Source organism: Flavobacterium psychroterrae, assembly GCF_018380615.1.
Classification (GTDB): Bacteria; Bacteroidota; Bacteroidia; order Flavobacteriales; family Flavobacteriaceae; genus Flavobacterium; species Flavobacterium psychroterrae.
In genome coordinates this window covers 1-20,894 of record NZ_JAGYVZ010000014.1, presented here as the reverse complement: position 1 = coordinate 20,894, position 20,894 = coordinate 1, and the positions used below count along the sequence as shown (strand labels likewise).

Here is a 20,894-nt window from a genome sequence, read left to right as displayed (position 1 = left end):
ATAATTAATTTAACAATTTATAAATTTATAATATGAATAAAACTTTACTCTTTACATTACTGCTTGCTAATTTCTTTTTTGCTAATGCAAGTACTAGAATTACAGCTTACCGTTGGCGAAATAATAATGGTACCGAAACTACAGCTACCTGGAAAGCGCTACTTAACACACCAGTAGAAATTACTAACTTTGATGCTTTAAGAATTAGAATAGCTGTAGAGGAGACTTCTACTGGAAATAGTGGAGCGACTTTAGGCCTCAGTTCGAAAATTCAATTTTCAGATAATAACGGAAGTAGTTGGCAGGGCATTACAATTCAAAATTCTCCATTTATTTTCGAAGTTAGTCCAGATGTAGCTCATGAAACCGCTACTACCCAGCAATTAGCAACAGGAGATCCTGGCTCATTTGTTCCTGGACTATTTTTCAGTGCAGATTCTAATAGTTTTGTAGGTTTACCTGCTAGTCAGGGTAAATTTACTGAACAAGAATTTAGCTTAAAGCCTACTGCATTTATTAAAGCAGGTGTAACCTATACTTTTAGAATTGATGGTGTCCTTGTCGCATTAAATATTCCTAAACTTATAAGTACTGTGGGTATTCCATGTGTAACTCCTGAAGCCTCAGTAGCGTCACCTCAAAAATTAAATATCAATACAAAAGTTTCTGATTTGGTAGCAACAGGAACTGACATAAAATGGTACGCTGATGCTGTTGGTGGTACTCCTTTAGATGTTACAACTCCTTTATCAACGGGATTGTATTATGTTTCTCAAACCTTATCTTGTGAAAGCTTACGTACTGAGGTAGAGGTAAATATTGTTGATCTTAATGGTACTTCCTTAGAGTTTCAGGGAGGTTATGTAGAACTCCCTAATAGCATGCCTGCGACTTATACAAAAGAAGCCTGGATAAAAATAAATAATTTTTCACCTGTAAATAATATTATTTCAGGTGGCAGCGTAGATGGCGAACATGCAATTTATGTACCTGGTGGTGTATTGTCTTCTGGACATAATGGAAATTATAAAGCAGTAGAAGATAGTGAACAATTAAATGCAGATACTTGGTATCATGTTGCTGTAACTTATGATTTAGCCACTACTACAATGATATTATATAAAAATGGTGTTGCTATTGATGAAAATAATAATGTACCTGCCTTTATAGGAAGTCTGGTAATGATTGGAGCATTTGATCCGGGACAAAATTTATTTAATGGTGCAATAGATGAAGTTCGTATTTGGAATAAAGTTTTAACTCTGGCTGAAATCCAGAACAATATGAATTGCGAATTATCAGGAGCTCAACCGGGATTAATAAATTATTATAAATTCAATCAAGGAGTTCAAGGAGGAGATAATTCAGCAGTTTCAACCTTGACAGATTCAAGTGGAAATGGAAATGACGGCGCATTAGCAGATTTTGATTTATCTGCAGGAACTTCTAACTGGATAACTGGTTCAATTATTCAAACAGGAAGTACTTGTACAACTCTTAGTGTTGGCGACCATAATCAAGAATTCGCTTCAAGTTTAAAAGTTTACCCTAATCCATCCAGCAGTGCATTTTTTATCAATAGTGATACTAATGGAACAGCTGTATTATTTGATATATTAGGAAAAACGATCCAGACACAAAAAGTAAATTCAGGAACGACTGCATTAAATTTAGGAAGTATTCCAAACGGAATTTATCTTTTAAAGATAACGAATGAAAACAATCAGTCGAAAACTGTAAAATTGATTAAAAATTAAAATTCAATTATTTTGAATTTTAAAAAATAAAGAAAATTTAAAACTGCAAAGAGAATGATTTAAAAGTCAATTTCTTTGCAGTTTGTTTTTATAATGAGGATGTATTCTAAACAAAAATGCCAACTTAAAGCTGGCATTTTTTATTAAAAGTTTTAATCAAATTCTGAAGTAAAAAATAACTTCACAGTTGGATATTTACTTTGTGTCATTTGAATTGTAAAGTCAGAATCAGCTAGAAAAACTAGTTGACCGTATTTATCATGAGCTAAGAATTTTTGTTTAATTCGTCTGAATTCTTTGAATTGCTCATTTTTTGCATCGTCAGGCTTTACCCAACACGCTTTATGAACAGGGAAGTTCTCATACGTACATTTTGCGCCATATTCATGTTCTAATCGGTATTGAATAACCTCATATTGAAGCGCACCAACAGTTCCGATGATTTTACGGTTATTCATTTCTAAAGTAAATAACTGTGCTACACCTTCATCCATTAACTGATCGATTCCCTTATCCAATTGTTTGGCTTTCATAGGATCAGCATTATTAATGTATCTAAAGTGCTCCGGAGAGAAACTTGGAATTCCTTTGAAACTCATTATTTCTCCTTCGGTTAAAGTATCACCAATTTTGAAATTTCCGGTATCATGCAAACCAACAATATCACCAGGATAAGAAATGTCAACGATTTCTTTTTTCTCAGCGAAGAATGCATTCGGACTTGAAAATTTTAAGTTTTTCTTTTGACGAACGTGGTAATATGGTTTGTTTCTTTCAAAAGTTCCCGATACAATTTTTATAAATGCTAAACGGTCCCGGTGTTTTGGATCCATATTAGCATGGATTTTAAATACAAAACCACTCATTTTTTCTTCAGTAGGATCAACTAAACGAGTTTCAGAATCTTTAGCTCTTGGAGATGGTGCAATGCTCACGAAACAATCTAACAGTTCACGAACTCCAAAATTATTTAAAGCCGAACCAAAAAATACGGGTTGTAATTTTCCGTCTAAATAATCCTGACGATCAAATTTTGGATAAACTTCATCAATTAATTCTAATTCTTCACGTAATCTATCCGCTGGTTTTTGACCAATTATTTTTTCTAATTCAGGGCTTTTAACATCTGAAAAAGCGATAGTTTCTTCGATGTTTTTGCGACTGTCTCCACTAAAAAGATTGATGTTTTGTTCCCAAAGATTATAAATTCCCTGAAAGTCATAACCCATTCCAATAGGAAAACTTAAAGGCGTAACTGTTAATCCAAGTTTTTGTTCCACTTCATCCATTAAGTCAAAAGCATCTTTTCCTTCACGGTCTAATTTATTGATGAAAACAATCATCGGAATGTTTCTCATTCTACAAACTGCCACTAATTTTTCCGTTTGTTCCTCGACCCCTTTTGCAACGTCAATAACAACAATAACACTATCAACAGCAGTTAAAGTTCTAAAAGTATCTTCGGCAAAATCCTTGTGACCGGGTGTGTCAAGAATATTGATTTTTTTATCCTGATAATTAAAAGCAAGTACAGATGTTGAAACCGAAATACCCCTTTGGCGTTCGATTTCCATGAAATCACTTGTTGCTCCTTTTTTAATTTTATTGTTTTTTACAGCACCAGCTTCCTGAATAGCCCCTCCAAACAACAATAATTTTTCGGTTAATGTTGTTTTACCGGCATCGGGATGCGATATAATTCCAAATGTTCTTCTGCGTTGTATTTCTTTTAAAAAGCTCATATTTCGTATAAATAGGTTGCAAAAGTACTATTAATTACGGCTTAATAAAAATATTCACTTCGTAAATTAGGAACTCTTTTGTTTTATTAAATTTAGATTAAGATCAAAAAAAGGCTGTTTTATTAGAACAGCCTTAGAATTTATAAAAATTTGTAATTATTGGTTAATCGACCAAACAGTATATCCTTTAGGCGGACATTGAATTTTTACCCATTTATCTCCTTGCGTGATTGGAACCCAAGTTGAGTTTCCTGTAAAATCCTTAATTTGAGTATTTGCCCAATTAGTCTCCACCCATCTTTCCTGCCAGGAACTTGAATTGTTGATGTAAACTACCAATCCGGGATTTCCATTATATCCATTTCTTCTGGCTACATATTCATCATTATCAGAATATAATATTGAAGTTGTTCCGGTAGCTTTATTATTATGAATCCAAATCAAATTGTTTAATTTGTTTTTATCAAGCCATTCCTCATAATCTCTATAAAATATTGTTGGATATCCTTCGTGGGTTAAAATATAAGAATAGGCCAATAATTTATTTGAGATTTCATCAGTATCATGATTGGTCACAAAAGTTACCGCTTTATATGGATTTCTCTTCCACATCATGTCGTCGTTTAATAATGCAAGATTATTTCCATCAAAAGCATCATTCATTTTATAATAACAAGCAAAATCAAAAACAGAACTATTAGCATTATTTGCCCACCATTCAAGCGTATTTACATTAGCGTCCCAATATTCCCCAACCGAAAATCCGCCTACATTTGCATTCCATGAATTTATAACCCACGGAGCAAAACCTTTTACGTAGTCAAATCTCCAGCCATCAAATTTCATTGTATTTTTATAATATTTACCAACTCCGTCAGCTCTTAACCACAACCAATCTTGTACGTTAGGAACTTGATGGCACAAATCCGGAAATCCTCCAAAAGCTCCCTCGTCATTATTTCCGTAGCTGTTTTTATAGAAATCATTATAAGTACGTTTGAATTTTCCCGAAGCTATTCCTGTAAAATTAGTCCAGGTACTTGTTCCTGTAAATGGATTCGCTTCTGATTGTCCACCGCTATTATGATTAATTACAATATCAGCATATATTTTAAGGTTTTCTGCGTGTGCATTTGTAATTAAACTAACTAATTCGGTTTTTGAACCAAATCTGGTTTCTACAGAACCATTTTGATTATAATCTCCAAAATCAAAATAATCTGTTGGATCATATCCCATAGAAAATGCCCCATTTTGAGCTTTGGAAGCAGGAGGAAGCCATATCGATCCAATTCCCGCATTTGACCATGCAGTAACTTTTCCGCTTACAGTATTCCACCAATTTCCTCCGGCAGGAACATCCCAATAAAAGGCTTGCATCATTACGCCGCCGCCGGGATTGTCAACATATTTTCCTGTTGTTGATGAATTAGAAATTCCTGTGCTAAAAGGTTTTCCGTCGTGATTCGTAACATTAATGATTTTAAATTCCTGACTTTCAGCTTTTGGATCTACTTCGTTTGATTCATTTTGGGAGCATGAACAAATAAATGATGTCATTGCTGCAAGCAGAAAAATCTTAACAATAGGTTTTTTCATAATTAGATTTGGTTTACGGTTAGATAATAAAGTTTATAATTTGATATTTATTTGATTTAAAAAAGAACTATTCGCAATTTAAACACCAATAAATTATCAATTATTAATCGAAAGTATGTAATTTTTTATTTGATTGTTTTTTATAAGAAAATATTTATATCACGAAAACGTTGTAGTATTAATAACTTTTTTTATTTGATTGTAAGTGAATGGTTTGAAATTGAATTAGAAAAGTCACAAATTCTTCTCTGTTAAAGTTTTTTGAATAGGAAATCATATGTTTTTAGAGAAGATAATCTCTTATAATTAGGTCGCTTTCAATAAATTTAACTGCGTTCCATATAATTTTTTGTTAATAGTATAGACGATAGTTGTATTATGTAATTGAATTGTTATTTTTGTTCGTTATAAGTTAAAAAGAACTAGATCTTAATTATTTAGTATTTTCCATTAAATAAATTGAAAATGCATTTTAAAATGATTGTAGTTTAAACCGAAATTCTAAAGCAAGATCTTTACATTCAAATTAAATTTAAAATAATGTTATTAAAAAAATTACAGTTAAAAACAATTGATTACAAGTTAATGTTAACAATGTGTTTTTTATTTTTTTTCACCTCAATTATCTCAGCTCAGGAAATTATTAAAGATACTGTGATTAAAAAACCAGTTGAAATTCCTTCAGGTCAAAAGCAAAAAATTGATGGTATTATTGCTACAGTTGGAGATTATATTGTTTTAGATTCAGATATTGATAAAGGATATTTAGAAATTACTGCTCAGGGAGGTTCTACAAAAGATATTACAAGATGCCAGATGCTTGGTAAGCTATTAGAAGATAAGTTGTATGCGCACCAGGCAATTCAGGATAGTATTGTTGTAAGTGATGCCGAAGTAAGAAGTATGATGGACGACAGATTGAATTATATGATTCAGCAAGTGGGAGACATCAATAAAGTAGTTGCTTATTATAAAAAAAATTCAGTAGAAGAGTTTAAAACTTATTTTGCCGATATCTTAAAAGAGCAAAAATTAGCATCAGAAATGACTAAGAAAATTGTTGATGCTGTAGAAATTACACCGGAAGAAGTTCGTAATTTCTTTAAAAAAATACCAAAAGACGAATTGCCAACTTTTGGAGCTGAAATGGAAGTGGCGCAAATAGTTGTGGAGCCTAAAGTTTCTGCAGAAGATGAACAAAAGGTAAAAGACAGATTAAACGCTATTAGAAAAGATGTTCTTGAAGGCTCTAGTTTTGCAACAAAAGCAGTACTATATTCACAAGATCCGGGATCTTCGCCAAACGGAGGTTTTTATAAAATGACAAGAAAAACTCCTTTTGTAAAAGAGTTTAAAGATGTGGCTTTTAGTTTAGGAGAAGGCGAAGTTTCAGAACCTTTTAAAACTACTTTTGGATACCATATTATTATTGTTGAAAAAATCAAAGGTCAGGAAGTAGAATTACGTCATATATTAATTGCACCTACAGTTTCTGAAACTGCATTGAAAGATGCTAAAGAAAGAATTATTAATATTAGAAATAAAATAGTAAACAAAGAAATAACTTTTGCTGAAGCTGCAAGAACAGAATCTGATGAAAAAGAAACAAGAGCAAACGGAGGAACTTTAGTAAATCCTAATACTCAGGATACACGTTTTGAGTTGACTAAAATGGACCCGACATTATACAGTCAAGTATCAAACCTTGCAGATAATGAAGTTTCACAGCCTCTTTTAAATACTGACGATAAAGGTAAAAAAACATACAAGTTAATTACGATCACCAATAGAATCGATTCACATACTGCTGATTATGCTAAAGATTATACTAAAATTAAAGAATTAGCATTAAAAGAAAAACAAATCAGTACAATTGCAAAATGGTTTGATACAAAAATAAAAGATACTTACATTAAAATTATTGGAGAGTATAGAGATTGTAATTTTGTATACAACTGGTTGAAAAAATAATTTTTATTAAATAAATAAAAAGAGTTAGTTTTATGAATTCATAAAGCTAACTCTTTTCAATTTAAAAAACATATCTAAATGTCTGACGTAGCAGCAATTCATAATTTAGTTCAAAAAAGAAATGAATTAAAAACCGAAATAGCAAAAATCATTGTAGGCCAGGATGAAGTTGTCGACCAAATTTTACTTTGTATCTTTTCTGGTGGACACGCACTTTTAATAGGTGTTCCAGGTTTGGCAAAAACCTTAATGATAAATACTCTTGCACTTGCTTTAGGTTTAGATTTTAAAAGAATTCAGTTTACACCGGATTTAATGCCATCGGATATTTTAGGAAGTGAGATTTTAGATGAAAACAGACAATTTAAATTCATCAAAGGACCAATTTTTTCAAACATTATTTTAGCTGATGAAATCAATAGAACGCCGCCTAAAACGCAAGCAGCTTTACTTGAAGCAATGCAGGAACGTTCCGTTACAATTGCGGGACAAAACTATAAATTAGATTTACCTTATTTTGTATTAGCAACCCAAAACCCCATTGAGCAGGAGGGAACTTATCCGTTGCCGGAAGCACAATTAGACCGTTTTATGTTTGCCATTAAACTGGAATATCCAACATTTGAAGAAGAAGTTCAGGTGGTGAAACGAACAACGTCAGACGTTAAAACAACTATTAATCCGCTGTTTACGGCGCAGGAAATTATCGATTTTCAGCATTTGATTCGTAGAATTCCTGTTGCAGATAATGTGATTGAATATGCGGTAACTTTAGTAAGTAAAACGCGTCCGGACAATGCATTGTCTAATGAATTTGTCAAGAATTATTTAGATTGGGGAGCGGGACCAAGAGCATCACAAAATTTAATTTTGGCTGCGAAAGCTCATGCCGCTTTCAATGGTAAATTTTCACCAGATATTGAAGATGTTAAAGCAGTTGCAACCGGAATTTTACGCCATAGAATTATTAAAAATTATAAAGCAGATGCTGAAGGAATCACAGAAGAGATTATCATTCAGAAACTGATGTAAAAAAATAATGAATTGAAAAAAAAGCCTGATAATGTTGTATTATCAGGCTTTTTTTATGTCAATTTTGTTCTGCTTGTTTCGTTTATCAATCGGGCAGATTTATTGTAAAAAAGTTTTATCAAAAGAACTTCAACCAGCGAAGTGTATTTTTTATTATCACATTCATACCACCAATAAGAGAAATATTGAACGCCATTTTTTTCCATTTTCACGAATGATATTTTTTCATTATTTCGGCTTATAATTTTTGATTCAATAATTTTATAACCAGTCCCAGTCCAACAAATCAAAGGATTGTGTGCAGGAGTTTTAATATAGATAAGTTTTTCTGGTGTTGCAATTTTAAAAACTTCGGAATTGATCCAGCTTCCTTTCTGAATATTATAGGAGTGATCCAGATTTTCAAGTAAGTTGTGTTGTTGTTCTTTTTTAATTTCGAAACTTGTCATCAATACTATTGCAAATCCTGTTATAATCGATACAATGGCAAATTTTGACGAATTAGTGTTTATTAATTCTTCTTTTTTTGGTTTGAAAAAACGAATTAAATATAAGATTGGTAGTATCTGATAAAACACAAAACAAAGTAATCCAATAGTATAATGTAAAGTATTTTCTTTAGTACAATCAAATAATATTAAAGTTATGATTCTGAAATAATTCGAAATAATATTCAATGTAATTATCAAAATACAGAATAAAGAAATTTGTTTGATATTGAAATACTTTTGTTGTTTTCGTTCTTCGAATGTTAATAAAAATGCTCCAAAAAGTAATCCGGTTTTAAACATCGATAATCCCATACAAGCAGTATCGATCGTAATTTTGGCATTATTGATATAAAAATTAACGCCTTCAATTTTAGTAATCGGAATGAAATTTTTTAAACTTAAATACACACCATAACAGAGTGTCTGCTTAATTTCGACCGTTAAATAATTAAAAAAAGTATTAAATATAGAAGAGAATAATATAACGCAGATAAAAGCAATGAACGAAAACTTTCTGGTAAAACTATAATAAACAAAACAGACTAATATTGATAAAGCCAAAAAATGTACCGATTTAGTATGTAGTTGAAAGCTGATATATTCTAAAATAATCAATATTGCTAAAAGCGGATAACTCATTTTAAGATTCGTTTTTCTGCCCCCAATAATAAATAATACTATTGAGAATATAATTCCGAAAAGATTACTGTCTAATGCTGTTATTATAATAGGATAGTTTAGTGCCAATAGGCAAACTAAAGCAAACAAAATCAGTGCTTTTTTATGCAGCGTTAAAAATCTTTCCATTAACTAGTTTGATTTTTATTTTTTCTGTAATAAAATAAAAGGATTGTTGATCCCAAAATAATCAATAACCATTCGTGTGGTTCAGGAACTGCGCCGTCATTATTGATTGATGCATTCCCTAAAGTATCTACATTTTTTTCGATGCCGTTCTTTTTATAGTCTTCATCTGTTTCAAGAACGATTAATGATGAAATTGGTGTTACAATATTGGCATCTTTTGCTAATTCAACATATTGATTTTGGGATAAACTATCATTTTGAATTTTAACCTGCTCTTCAAGGACTTTTCCAAAAGCGTACATTCTGTAAATATGATTTGGTCCATTACTTTTTAAACTATTGTTTTGCGGACTTTCTACAATAGAAATATTTGCAGGTTCAATATTTACAGCATTCGTATCGGTTTTGAATAAAATAAACCGCTTCTGTTCAATCAATTTCAAACTGTTTTTTAAACTCGTCTGAAAATATGTTATGTATTTTTGTTCCTTCGCAGTTTGCCAGAACGGATTTATATCTGAAGAAATATTAATCACTTTTAAGTTTCTTTGTTTCGTTTCTGCTTTAATGTTTTTTAAATAATCAGAATCCTCAAGTTCTTCAAAATTAGCAGAAAACGTTCCGCATTTTGTAATTATCAAACTATTTTCAGAGATCTTATAAAGCGGTAATAAAGAATAATGTAAATCTTCAAATTCCTGCTCAATAGCCCTGAAGTTCTCTTTATTAATTTCCTTCTTCTCATCATTTACATAAACAAATACGTTTTGTTTGTTTAATTCGACAAAAGATTCAATTTGTTTGGTCGTCCAGCTGCTGTTTAAATCTAAAATAATCTCTGAAGGTGTAAACGGAATAATTATTTTTTGAATGTCCTTAACTTCATAAACTTTATTTTTCCATGCAAATGATGTTGATGGCAGCGCCTTGTTTAAGGGTATAATAGCTTCCCAATTGTCTAAACCTTTTGATTTATTGATGTAAAAGTTCTTTTTAAGCTCAAAATCTTTACTGGTTGTAATGTTTGTGTTTCCAGCCATCTGAATTCTTGAAATAGTTTCAGCATTAGAAATGTTAGGACCTTTTATAGAGAGACTTTGGTATTTCATTTCATTGTCTTCGACTTTTAGCGGAGTTGTAAAACCACATTTAAATGTTCGCGGATTCTCACGGTTTATAGGAAAAACCCTTACTACGACTTTGTTTCCTTCTTTCCATTGCATTAATGATGGATCACGGCTTTCGACTCCAACAATTTGTTTGTATGCCGCTTTGGCTTTTTCTTTGGTAGTCAAAACACCTTTTCGTTCAATTCCGTTCACCCATAATGAGAGTGAAGTTGCAACGGAACCTTCTGGCAATTGAAAAGAGTAAATAGCTTCCTGATCTCTTCGGGAATCTTCGGTACATTCAATTTTCATTGAGATTTCGGTATAAGCCAAACGCGCCTCCGGATATACTTTTACATCTTCCTTAATATTTTTGGTAATCAAATTTTCACCGCTCCATAATTGTTCTTCGGCTTCTAATCGTTTATCAAAGTTTGACTTTAAAATATTTATTCTATCATCATCATCTAAATTAAGATCCTGACAAAATAAATAAGCAATAGAAACAATAGGGTTATTTATTTTTCTTTCATTGTATTGTTTACTGCCAAAAGAGTCAAAACCTCTGTATGTAAGTATATCATGAATCGGAATGTAAACGATATCTTTTTTTAGCAGAATTTCATTAAAAAAATTAGGTTTTAAACGCTGCGAAATTGCAATATAATTAGGTAGTTCATTATTGTGATCAAATGATTGTATTCTAACACTTTGAGCTATTTTTCTGCTTTCGATGCTTAGGCCAATTGTAAAAACGGTCAGACCAATTATTATCATCAAAAATCCTGCACCAAACGAAATGTAATTGATTCTGTTTCTGTTCAAATGTCTCATAATTGTTACGATATGAATTATCAGAACAAGAGCGGGAACTAAACCATAAAAGCCCAATCCTAAGGCTAAAATTGCTACAAATGAAAATGGCATAAGGGAGAGTAAGTAAATCGTAAAATACACGATAATGGCAAACGACAAACCGTTAATAAAGTAAGAAATACTGGTTTCGCGATTTTCATCTGAATTTCTGTAGATCAGAAAATTAGACAGACAAAAGGCAAGAGTTGCGAGATAAACCCATATTGGTAAATCATAAAAAAGGGGGAAAAAGGCATTTAAACAGAAACACCCAATCAGCCAGTTTGTAATCAGGAAAGGAGTTAAATGAACGTATTTTTCTTTTTTTCTAAGAATTACAAAAGAAAGACCAACACCATAAATAAATTCAAATATCAGACCTAATAATGCAATAAATATAAAATAGTCAAAGTGAAGCTTTTTTGAGATAAGAGTCCCAACTAGCAAAATGCTGCTAAAGATCGTTATTATAAAACTAAATATAACTCCGGGCTTTTGAATATAATATTCTAAAAAATCTGATTTGTATTTCATGATTATAATTTATTTAAAAAGTACTTTGAATTGCAAAGTTATAAGAAAAAATGAATTACAAGTTTTTTATTTCATTTATTTTAAATGTTATAAATAAGAGTGAAATCGTAAATGGCTTTTTGTAACGTATAAGGTAAAATTTGATAAACTATAACGTTATAGAAGCTAATTTAGAAAGGTTCTTAGTTAAAAACGAAGTAAAATCCGACTTCATTTATAACATCAAATTCCGACTTTGTTAAAGAAAAGATTTTAAAATACTAATAATTCATTTTTTTAATACAAAACTGATATTTTGGCAAAAACAAGCAGTCAAAATCGTTTTTTAACAATAATAATTTTTGAAAAGGCGACTTCTATTATATTTTTTTTAATTGTCGGCATTAATACGTAAATTTGCGTACAAAAAAAATAAAATACCTAATTGCTATGACTTTTGATATCAAAATGATTAAAAAAGTGTACGAAAATAAGACAACCCGTGTCGATAAAGCACACGATTTGATTCGTCGTTCACTTGCTTTAATAGAAAATTTTTTAGACAATCACCTATGGCATTTAATGCCTTCTCAAACTTTTAATAGAGGTGTAAATTATGTTGAATTTGCTCCAGATCGTGTTGCATTTCAAATTGTAACGGCTTAACGGCATTATTGTAATTTAAGCAAACTGGTAAACAAAAAACGGCAGAACAAAAGATCTTTCTTAAATCTGCTTTTAACATTAAAAAAAAAGACTTTCTATTATGAATAATATTTATGCAGATTATATTAAAGAGATTGAAGAACGTAAAGCTCAGGGACTTCATCCAAAACCTATTGATGGCGCTGATTTATTAAGCGTAATTATTGAACAAATTAAAGATTTAGAGAACGAATATAGAGAAGATTCTATTAAGTACTTTATCTACAATACTATACCGGGAACGACAAGTGCTGCCGGTGAAAAGGCTAAGTTTTTAAAAGAAATTATACTTGGAACACAAGTAGTAAGTGAAATCACACCTGCTTTTGCTTTTGAGTTATTATCACATATGAAGGGTGGACCTTCAATTGAAGTATTACTAGATTTAGCTCTTGGTGAAGATGCAGCTATTGCAAAAGAAGCAGGGGAGGTTCTTAAAACACAGGTTTACCTTTATGAGGCAGATACAGACCGTTTAAAAGAAGCCTTTAAAAATGGTAATGCAGTTGCTATAGAAATTATTGAAAGTTACGCACAAGCGGAGTTTTTTACTAAACTTCCGGATGTTGTTGAAGAAATTAAAGTAGTGACTTATATCGCTGGTGAAGGAGACATTTCGACAGATTTGCTTTCTCCGGGAAATCAGGCACACTCACGTTCTGACCGTGAACTTCACGGTAAATGCATGATCACGCCTAAAGCACAAGACGAAATCAAGATGCTGCAAGTACAACATCCTGACAAAAGTGTGATGTTAATTGCAGAAAAAGGTACAATGGGAGTTGGATCTTCAAGAATGTCAGGAGTAAATAACGTGGCTCTTTGGTCTGGTAAACAAGCCAGCCCATATATTCCATTCGTTAATATTGCTCCAATTGTTGCAGGTACAAACGGTATTTCTCCAATTTTCCTAACTACTGTTGACGTTACAGGTGGTATTGGTTTAGATCTTCAAAACTGGGTTAAAAAACTGGATTCAGATGGTAATGTTATTCGTAATGAAAGCGGTGATCCTGTCCTTGAAGAAACATATTCTGTTGCTACAGGAACTGTACTTACAATAAATACTAAGACAAAAAAACTTTATAATGGCGATCAGGAGCTAATAGATATTTCTAAAGCTTTCACGCCTCAAAAAATGGAATTTATCAAAGCCGGCGGATCATACGCAATTGTATTTGGTAAAAAACTTCAAACATTAGCAGCTAAAATTTTAGATATTGAAGCTCCTCTTGTATTTGCTCCGTCAAAAGAAATTACTATTGAAGGGCAAGGTCTTACAGCAGTAGAAAAAATCTTCAATAAAAATGCTGTTGGTATCGCTCCGGGTAAAGTATTACACGCTGGCTCAGATGTTCGTGTAGAAGTTAACATCGTAGGTTCACAAGACACGACCGGTCTTATGACTGCTCAGGAATTAGAATCTATGGCTGCTACAGTAATATCGCCAATCGTTGATGGTGCATACCAATCTGGTTGTCACACAGCTTCGGTATGGGATAAAAAAGCTCAGGCAAATATTCCGAAATTAATGAACTTCATGAACAACTTTGGTCTAATCACTGCACGTGACCCTAAAGGAGTTTATCATGCAATGACAGACGTAATTCACAAAGTTTTAAACGATATCACAATAGACGAGTGGGCTATCATTATTGGTGGTGACTCGCATACAAGAATGTCAAAAGGTGTTGCTTTTGGTGCTGACTCAGGAACAGTTGCTCTTGCACTTGCTACAGGTGAAGCTTCAATGCCAATTCCTGAATCTGTTAAAGTGACATTTAAAGGAGAAATGAAAAGCTATATGGATTTTCGTGATGTGGTTCACGCAACACAATCTCAAATGCTTAAAAAGTTTGGTGGAGAAAATGTATTTCAGGGCAGAATTATTGAAGTTCACATTGGAACTCTTACTGCTGATCAGGCATTTACGTTTACAGACTGGACTGCAGAAATGAAAGCAAAAGCTTCTATCTGTATTTCTGAAGATGATACTTTGATTGAATCATTGGAGATTGCAAAAGGCAGAATCCAGATCATGATCGACAAAGGAATGGACAATCAAAAACAAGTTCTTCAGGGATTAATTAATAAAGCAGATAAAAGAATTGCAGAGATTAAATCTGCTGAAAAACCAGCTTTAACTCCGGATTCAAACGCTAAATATTATGCTGAAGTAGTTATTGATCTTGATCAGATTATTGAGCCTATGATTGCTGACCCTGATGTAAACAATGCTGATGTTTCTAAAAGATATACTCACGATACCATAAGACCTTTATCTTTTTATGGAGGAGAGAAAAAAGTAGATCTTGGATTCATCGGTTCATGTATGGTTCACAAAGGCGACATGAAAATTCTGGCTCAAATGCTTAAAAATATAGAAGATCAGCAAGGTCAGGTTGTGTTCAAAGCACCGCTTGTAGTAGCGCCGCCAACTTATAACATCGTTGACGAACTTAAAGCCGAAGGTGACTGGGAAGTTTTACAAAAATACTCAGGTTTCGAATTTGACGATAATGCTCCAAAAGGTGCAGCACGTACAGAATACGAAAACATGTTATATTTAGAGCGTCCGGGATGTAACCTTTGTATGGGTAATCAGGAAAAAGCTGCAAAAGGAGATACTGTAATGGCAACTTCAACTCGTCTTTTTCAAGGGAGAGTTGTAGAAGATACAGAAGGTAAAAAAGGAGAATCATTACTTTCTTCTACACCGGTTGTAGTATTATCTACAATACTTGGAAGAACACCTACAATAGAGGAATATGTAGCTGCAGTAGAAGGAATTCATTTAACCAGATTTGCACCTTCTCACAAACTGTTAGAAAGCACTTTTTAATTAGGCTTCTAACAAGTTATAATGTATAATAATTAAATTAAGAGATATGGCATTTGATATAGAAATGATTAAAAAAGTGTATGAAAACATGCCTGGTCGTGTTGATAAAGCACGCGAGATTGTTGGTCGTCCACTTACTTTAACAGAGAAAATTTTGTACAATCACCTTTGGGATGGAAATCCGTCTAAGGCGTTTGGAAGAGGAGTTGATTATGTTGATTTTGCACCAGATCGTGTAGCATGTCAGGATGCAACAGCTCAAATGGCATTATTACAATTTATGCACGCTGGGAAAAAAACAGTTGCAGTTCCTACAACGGTACACTGTGATCACTTAATTCAGGCAAAAGTAGATGCTGTAACCGATTTGGCGAGAGCAAAAACACAAAGTAATGAAGTTTTCGACTTCTTGTCATCAGTTTCTAATAAATACGGAATTGGTTTCTGGAAACCGGGAGCAGGAATTATTCATCAGGTAGTACTTGAAAATTATGCATTTCCCGGAGGAATGATGATTGGTACCGATTCTCATACTGTAAACGCAGGTGGATTAGGAATGGTCGCTATTGGTGTGGGTGGAGCTGATGCTGTAGACGTTATGTCTGGTATGGCTTGGGAATTAAAATTCCCTAAATTAATTGGAGTAAAACTAACTGGTAAATTATCAGGCTGGACTGCTCCTAAAGATGTTATCCTTAAAGTTGCCGGTATTCTTACTGTAAAAGGTGGTACAGGTGCAATTGTTGAATATTTTGGCGAAGGTGCAACTTCAATGTCATGTACCGGTAAAGGAACTATTTGTAACATGGGTGCTGAAATTGGAGCAACAACTTCAACTTTTGGTTATGATGATTCAATGAGCCGTTACCTGCGTTCTACAAATAGAGCAGATGTTGCTGATGCAGCTGATAAAGTAGCTCCTTATTTAACAGGAGATCCGGAAGTTTACGCAAATCCGGAACAATATTTTGATCAAGTAATCGAAATCAATTTAACTGAATTAGAGCCACATTTAAACGGTCCTTTTACGCCGGATTTAGCTACTCCAATTTCTAAAATGAAAGAAGAAGCAATCAAAAATAACTGGCCATTACAAATTCAGGTAGGTTTAATAGGTTCTTGTACCAACTCATCTTACGAAGATATTGCTCGTGCAGCCTCTTTAGCGAGACAAGTAAGCGCTAAAAACTTAAAAACTAAATCTCAGTTTACAATTACTCCAGGTTCTGAAGTAGTTCGTTATACAATTGAAAGAGACGGATTTATTGATACTTTTGAAAAAATTGGAGCTACAGTTTTTGCAAATGCCTGCGGACCATGTATTGGTATGTGGGACAGAGAAGGAGCAGAAAAAGAAGAAAGAAATACAATCGTTCACTCTTTTAACCGTAACTTTTCAAAACGTGCAGATGGTAACCCAAATACTTTAGCTTTTGTAGGTTCTCCGGAATTGGTGACAGCTATGGCTATTGCAGGTGATTTAAGTTTCAATCCGTTAACAGATACTTTGATCAACGAAGATGGAGAAGAAGTAATGTTAGATGCTCCAACAGGAGACGAATTGCCTCCAAAAGGTTTCGATGCAGAAGATCCGGGCTTTCAGGCTCCGGCTGCAGATGGTTCAGGAGTTCAGGTTGCTGTAGATCCAGCATCAGAACGTTTGCAATTATTAGCTCCGTTTGATGCTTGGGATGGTAAAAACATAACAGATGCAAAATTATTAATCAAAGCATTCGGAAAATGTACAACGGATCACATTTCTATGGCAGGACCATGGTTGCGTTTCCGCGGACATTTAGATAATATTTCTAACAATATGTTGATTGGTGCCGTAAATGCATTCAACCAAAAAACAAACTCTGTTAAAAATCAATTAACTGGCACTTACGACGCAGTTCCTGCTGTAGCTCGTGCATACAAAGCGGCTGGAGTTCCATCTATAGTTGTGGGAGATCACAATTATGGTGAAGGTTCATCACGTGAGCATGCTGCAATGGAACCACGTTTCTTAGGAGTTAAAGCGGTATTAGTAAAATCTTTTGCTCGTATCCACGAAACAAACCTTAAAAAGCAAGGTCTTTTAGGATTAACTTTTGCTACTGAATCAGATTACGATAAAATTCAGGAAAACGATACCATTAATTTTACTGATTTAACCGAGTTCGCTCCGGGAAAACCATTAACATTAGAGTTCGTTCACGCAGATGGTACAAAAGATATTATTTTAGCAAACCATACTTACAACGCCGGACAAATTGGCTGGTTCGTTGCAGGTTCAGCATTAAACTTAATTGCTGCAGGAAAAGCTTAATCTTTAAGATTTCGATTATACTAAAAACGCTCTGTGAAAACAGGGCGTTTTTTATTAGAAGCTAATCCAGCTATACACTATATCTTTTATGGCGAACCCCGCCACAAAAGGATATCGTTACTATCTGGGCTAGGACAATCGTTTTCATTACAAGATTATTTTTCGACCACTTCAACATTTGTTTTCTTTTAAACTCAAAATAAAAATGATTTTCAATACTTTTTCTGTTTAAAGTTAGTTTTGTTTAAAGCCAGTAAACTAATTCTTAAAATGCATATTTTCAAAGTGTTTGCGTTGTTTTTTAAATTGACCTGGTTAAGTTGAGGTAAATTAGTTGTTAAAAAACGTGTGTCTTTTACTTAAAAAAGTTAAATTCGCTTTTTATATAATATATTTACATTTCTTTAGTTTATATCATTCAGGCTAAAAGTTATATTATTTAAACTTAAAGAAGTATTCATTAAAACTTTAATAGGTATGGTTGTCAGATTAATTATAGTGTTGTTTTTTTTCAGTGTCGGCGTTTTTTCTCAGGAAAAGTTTATCAGGCACAAAATATCAAAAGGAGAAAACCTATCTGTAATTGCTAAAAAATATGGCGTAAAAACCAAAGATATTGAGGAAGCCAACCCCGACGCTCCCAAAGTTTTAAAATTAAATTCGGTTTTACTCATTCCGAATACCAATAAAAAATCCACAACAAAAAAAACTGAAGCAGTTGCAAGTACAATTCCCGCAACAACATTAAATTCAGATATTCACGAAGTACAGGAAAAAGAAACACTTTGGTCCATTTCAAAAAAATACAATGTCACTGTTGAGGATTTAAAAAAAGCTAACCCCGCTTTAGAAAATGATGGTTTAAAAATAGGGCAGAAGCTTAATATTGCCTCTAATACTATTGCCTCGACTCAATCTACAACGAAAAATCAGAATATAGAAAAGCCAGAACTAATTTCTTCAACAGATGTTGAGGTTGTAGTTGAAGTAAAACCAAAAGAAACAAAATATCTTATTGCTAAAAAATACGGAATAACAGTTGCAGAACTGGAGCGTCAAAATCCGTATATCAAAGGAAAGTTACCGGTAGGATATGTTTTGAAAATTAAAACTTCAAAAGAAAAAGCAGATATAGCGCAAGCATTAAATACTCAGATTGCTGAAAAAGCTGTTGTAACTTCAGAAAATGCAACTGCAACCGGTGATTTAAAACCTGAAATAGTATCCGCTAACAACAATGTTGATATAGTTGTTGAAGTGCAGCCAAAAGAAACAAAATTTGCTATTGCTAAAAGATATGGTCTAACTGTTGCCGAACTGGAACGACAAAATCCATTTATAAAAGGAAAGTTGCCGGTAGGTTATGTATTGAAAATAAATACATCAAAAGAAAAAGCTGATGCTGCACAGGTATTAAACACAACTCCTCAATTAGAAAATAATTCATCATCGCCAACTCAGGTCGCCGATAATTCAGAAATTAGAAAAGACACAACCACAATATTTAGAGTAAGCAATCATTCTGAATTAGTCAATCAATTGATTATGAATGCAACCGAGAATATAGGAACGCGTTACAGATCAGGCGGAACCACAAAAGCCGGTTTTGATTGTTCAGGTTTAATGATTTGTACCTTTAACAATTTTGACATTAAGTTGCCAAGAAGTTCTATCGAACAATCCAGAATTGGTACTAAAGTAGATACTGACGAAGCACAAAAAGGAGATTTAATTTTCTTTAAAACTAACGGACGACGCCAAATCAATCATGTTGGAATGGTAGTAGAAGTAGCAGATGGAGAAATTAAATTTGTTCATTCTTCCACTCACGGAGGAGTTATGATTTCATCAACGAAAGAAGCTTATTATCAAAGAACCTTTTCACAGGTAAATCGTATTTTGCAATAATATTAAATAAAAAACTTCGCCATTGGCAGGTTATAGCTTTTTGTTTAAATATCATTTGTTAAAAATAAATTCATAGTTTTTCAAGAAGTTTTTTCTTTTGTTCATTAAATTCATCTTCAGACAATATTCCTTTTTCTTCAAGTTTGCTAGTTTTTCAATTTGATCTAAAATATCAGGCTCTGAAATACTAATAGTTGAAATTTCTTTTTGCTGAGAGAGTTTGTCTCTGACAAATTCAGAAAAGCTTCTTGCTATCGATTTTTCTACATTTTCTATTTTAGCAATATTTCCGGATGTATGAATTTTAATTCCTCCTAACAGAAAACCCGTCTCATATTGTATAGTACTGATTTTGTCTAAAGGGAAATCTTCTACTTTTAATCCGTATAAAATTCCTTTATCAATAAATATTAATCTTCTATTTGTTGATACCAAAATACCCTGACCGTTATTGTACGTCCCTTGTACAATGTTGTCGATTATTTCAGTTTGTGCCAATATTTCTGGAAGCTCATTTATTTCTCTCCTACCTAGAATGCTTACAGAATTACTTATTTTTAATTGTTGTATTTGCTTTTTAATATCATCAAGACGCGAATAAGTTTGTTCACTTTCATTTATCTTTTTATTAAATAAATTTTGAATATCATTTAAAGAATGATTTTTAAGTTTAAATGCGACTTTTGGATCTACATCGTTTATTTTTTTAAAACAATTTATGCAAACAATATTGCCATCATTTAATTTTCCAGAGCCGAATGTTGGGGTATTCATAAATTTTAATTCTGCAGAACAGAGTATACAATTTGCCATATATTATTTTTTTATTTTAAAGTTTTCAGGAAAAAGCCGTATCGATTGAATACTAAGCTTTTATAGAGATAATCAAAGAAGTCAGGTAACGATTTGGTAACGGTGCTTATTGCTTTGCTTTTCAACGTGTTTCCGTTAGCTCATAGCAAATATACAAAATAATTCTTTTGAGAAGATTCTATTTAAAATTACCATTTATTACAGTTAAAGAAACTTAACTTTTCGAATTAAAGATACACAAAAAACAAACCTTGCTAAAGTCATTCTTAAAACAAGGTTTATTCAGTTTATATGATTATACAGATTCAATATCTGGATATTCTGGATAAAGTGAGCACCTAATTCTGGATAAAAGTGAGCAGTATAAATGAACTCAAAAAGGTGTCTAAAAAGTAGTTTAAAAATATAAAATTATTTTATTCTATTAGTTGTTTTTCTA

Annotated in this window: 12 protein-coding genes; 7 read left to right on the top strand and 5 right to left on the bottom strand. The window is 32.6% G+C overall.

Annotation, left to right across the window (positions count from 1 at the left end; all coding sequences use genetic code 11):
- The first annotated feature begins 32 nt into the window (after positions 1-32).
- Positions 33-1,757, top strand: coding sequence for a LamG-like jellyroll fold domain-containing protein (locus KHA90_RS15165; RefSeq protein WP_213302131.1), 1,725 nt, complete (start codon positions 33-35; stop codon positions 1,755-1,757).
- A gap of 152 nt (positions 1,758-1,909) precedes the next feature.
- Here KHA90_RS15165 and KHA90_RS15160 read toward each other — a convergent pair whose 3' ends face one another.
- Both KHA90_RS15160 and KHA90_RS15155 read right to left on the bottom strand, forming a co-directional pair.
- Entirely contained in the window at positions 1,910-3,499 is a 1,590-nt protein-coding gene (locus KHA90_RS15160; RefSeq protein ID WP_213302128.1) for a peptide chain release factor 3, read from the bottom strand.
- Positions 3,500-3,655: 156 nt separating this feature from the next.
- Entirely contained in the window at positions 3,656-5,098 is a 1,443-nt protein-coding gene (locus KHA90_RS15155; protein ID WP_213302125.1) for an alpha-amylase, read from the bottom strand.
- Positions 5,099-5,638: 540 nt separating this feature from the next.
- Here KHA90_RS15155 and KHA90_RS15150 point away from each other — a divergent pair.
- Both KHA90_RS15150 and KHA90_RS15145 read left to right on the top strand, forming a co-directional pair.
- Positions 5,639-7,069, top strand: a complete 1,431-nt coding sequence (locus KHA90_RS15150) for a peptidylprolyl isomerase (RefSeq protein WP_213302122.1) — start codon at positions 5,639-5,641, stop codon at positions 7,067-7,069.
- Positions 7,070-7,147: 78 nt separating this feature from the next.
- Complete coding sequence (locus KHA90_RS15145; RefSeq protein WP_213302119.1) at positions 7,148-8,101, top strand: AAA family ATPase; 954 nt, start codon at positions 7,148-7,150, stop codon at positions 8,099-8,101.
- 53 nt (positions 8,102-8,154) lie between these two features.
- Here KHA90_RS15145 and xrtN read toward each other — a convergent pair whose 3' ends face one another.
- Positions 8,155-9,399, bottom strand: a complete 1,245-nt coding sequence (gene xrtN, locus KHA90_RS15140) for an exosortase N (RefSeq protein WP_213302116.1) — start codon at positions 9,397-9,399, stop codon at positions 8,155-8,157.
- Positions 9,399-11,897: an XrtN system VIT domain-containing protein gene (locus KHA90_RS15135; RefSeq protein WP_213302114.1), complete on the bottom strand. Its 2,499-nt coding sequence runs from the start codon at positions 11,895-11,897 to the stop codon at positions 9,399-9,401. The genes xrtN and KHA90_RS15135 overlap by 1 nt, the downstream gene beginning before the upstream one ends.
- A gap of 429 nt (positions 11,898-12,326) precedes the next feature.
- Here KHA90_RS15135 and KHA90_RS15130 point away from each other — a divergent pair, with 429 nt between their 5' ends.
- The 4 genes from KHA90_RS15130 (at position 12,327) to KHA90_RS15115 (ending at position 19,642) form a co-directional block, all read left to right on the top strand.
- Positions 12,327-12,542 carry a hypothetical protein gene (locus KHA90_RS15130; RefSeq protein ID WP_213302112.1) on the top strand — a complete coding sequence of 72 codons (216 nt, stop codon included), beginning with the start codon at positions 12,327-12,329 and terminating at the stop codon, positions 12,540-12,542.
- Positions 12,543-12,642: 100 nt separating this feature from the next.
- Complete coding sequence (locus tag KHA90_RS15125; protein ID WP_213302108.1) at positions 12,643-15,423, top strand: bifunctional aconitate hydratase 2/2-methylisocitrate dehydratase; 2,781 nt, start codon at positions 12,643-12,645, stop codon at positions 15,421-15,423.
- Positions 15,424-15,469: 46 nt separating this feature from the next.
- Positions 15,470-17,734, top strand: a complete 2,265-nt coding sequence (locus KHA90_RS15120; RefSeq protein ID WP_213302105.1) for an aconitate hydratase — start codon at positions 15,470-15,472, stop codon at positions 17,732-17,734.
- Between the two features lie 477 nt (positions 17,735-18,211).
- On the top strand, positions 18,212-19,642 hold the full coding sequence (locus tag KHA90_RS15115) for a peptidoglycan endopeptidase (protein WP_213302102.1): 1,431 nt from the start codon (positions 18,212-18,214) through the stop codon (positions 19,640-19,642).
- A gap of 51 nt (positions 19,643-19,693) precedes the next feature.
- Here the strand turns inward: KHA90_RS15115 and KHA90_RS15110 are convergent, their stop codons facing one another.
- Positions 19,694-20,416, bottom strand: a complete 723-nt coding sequence (locus KHA90_RS15110) for a PH domain-containing protein (protein WP_213302099.1) — start codon at positions 20,414-20,416, stop codon at positions 19,694-19,696.
- Between the last annotated feature and the right edge of the window lie 478 nt (positions 20,417-20,894).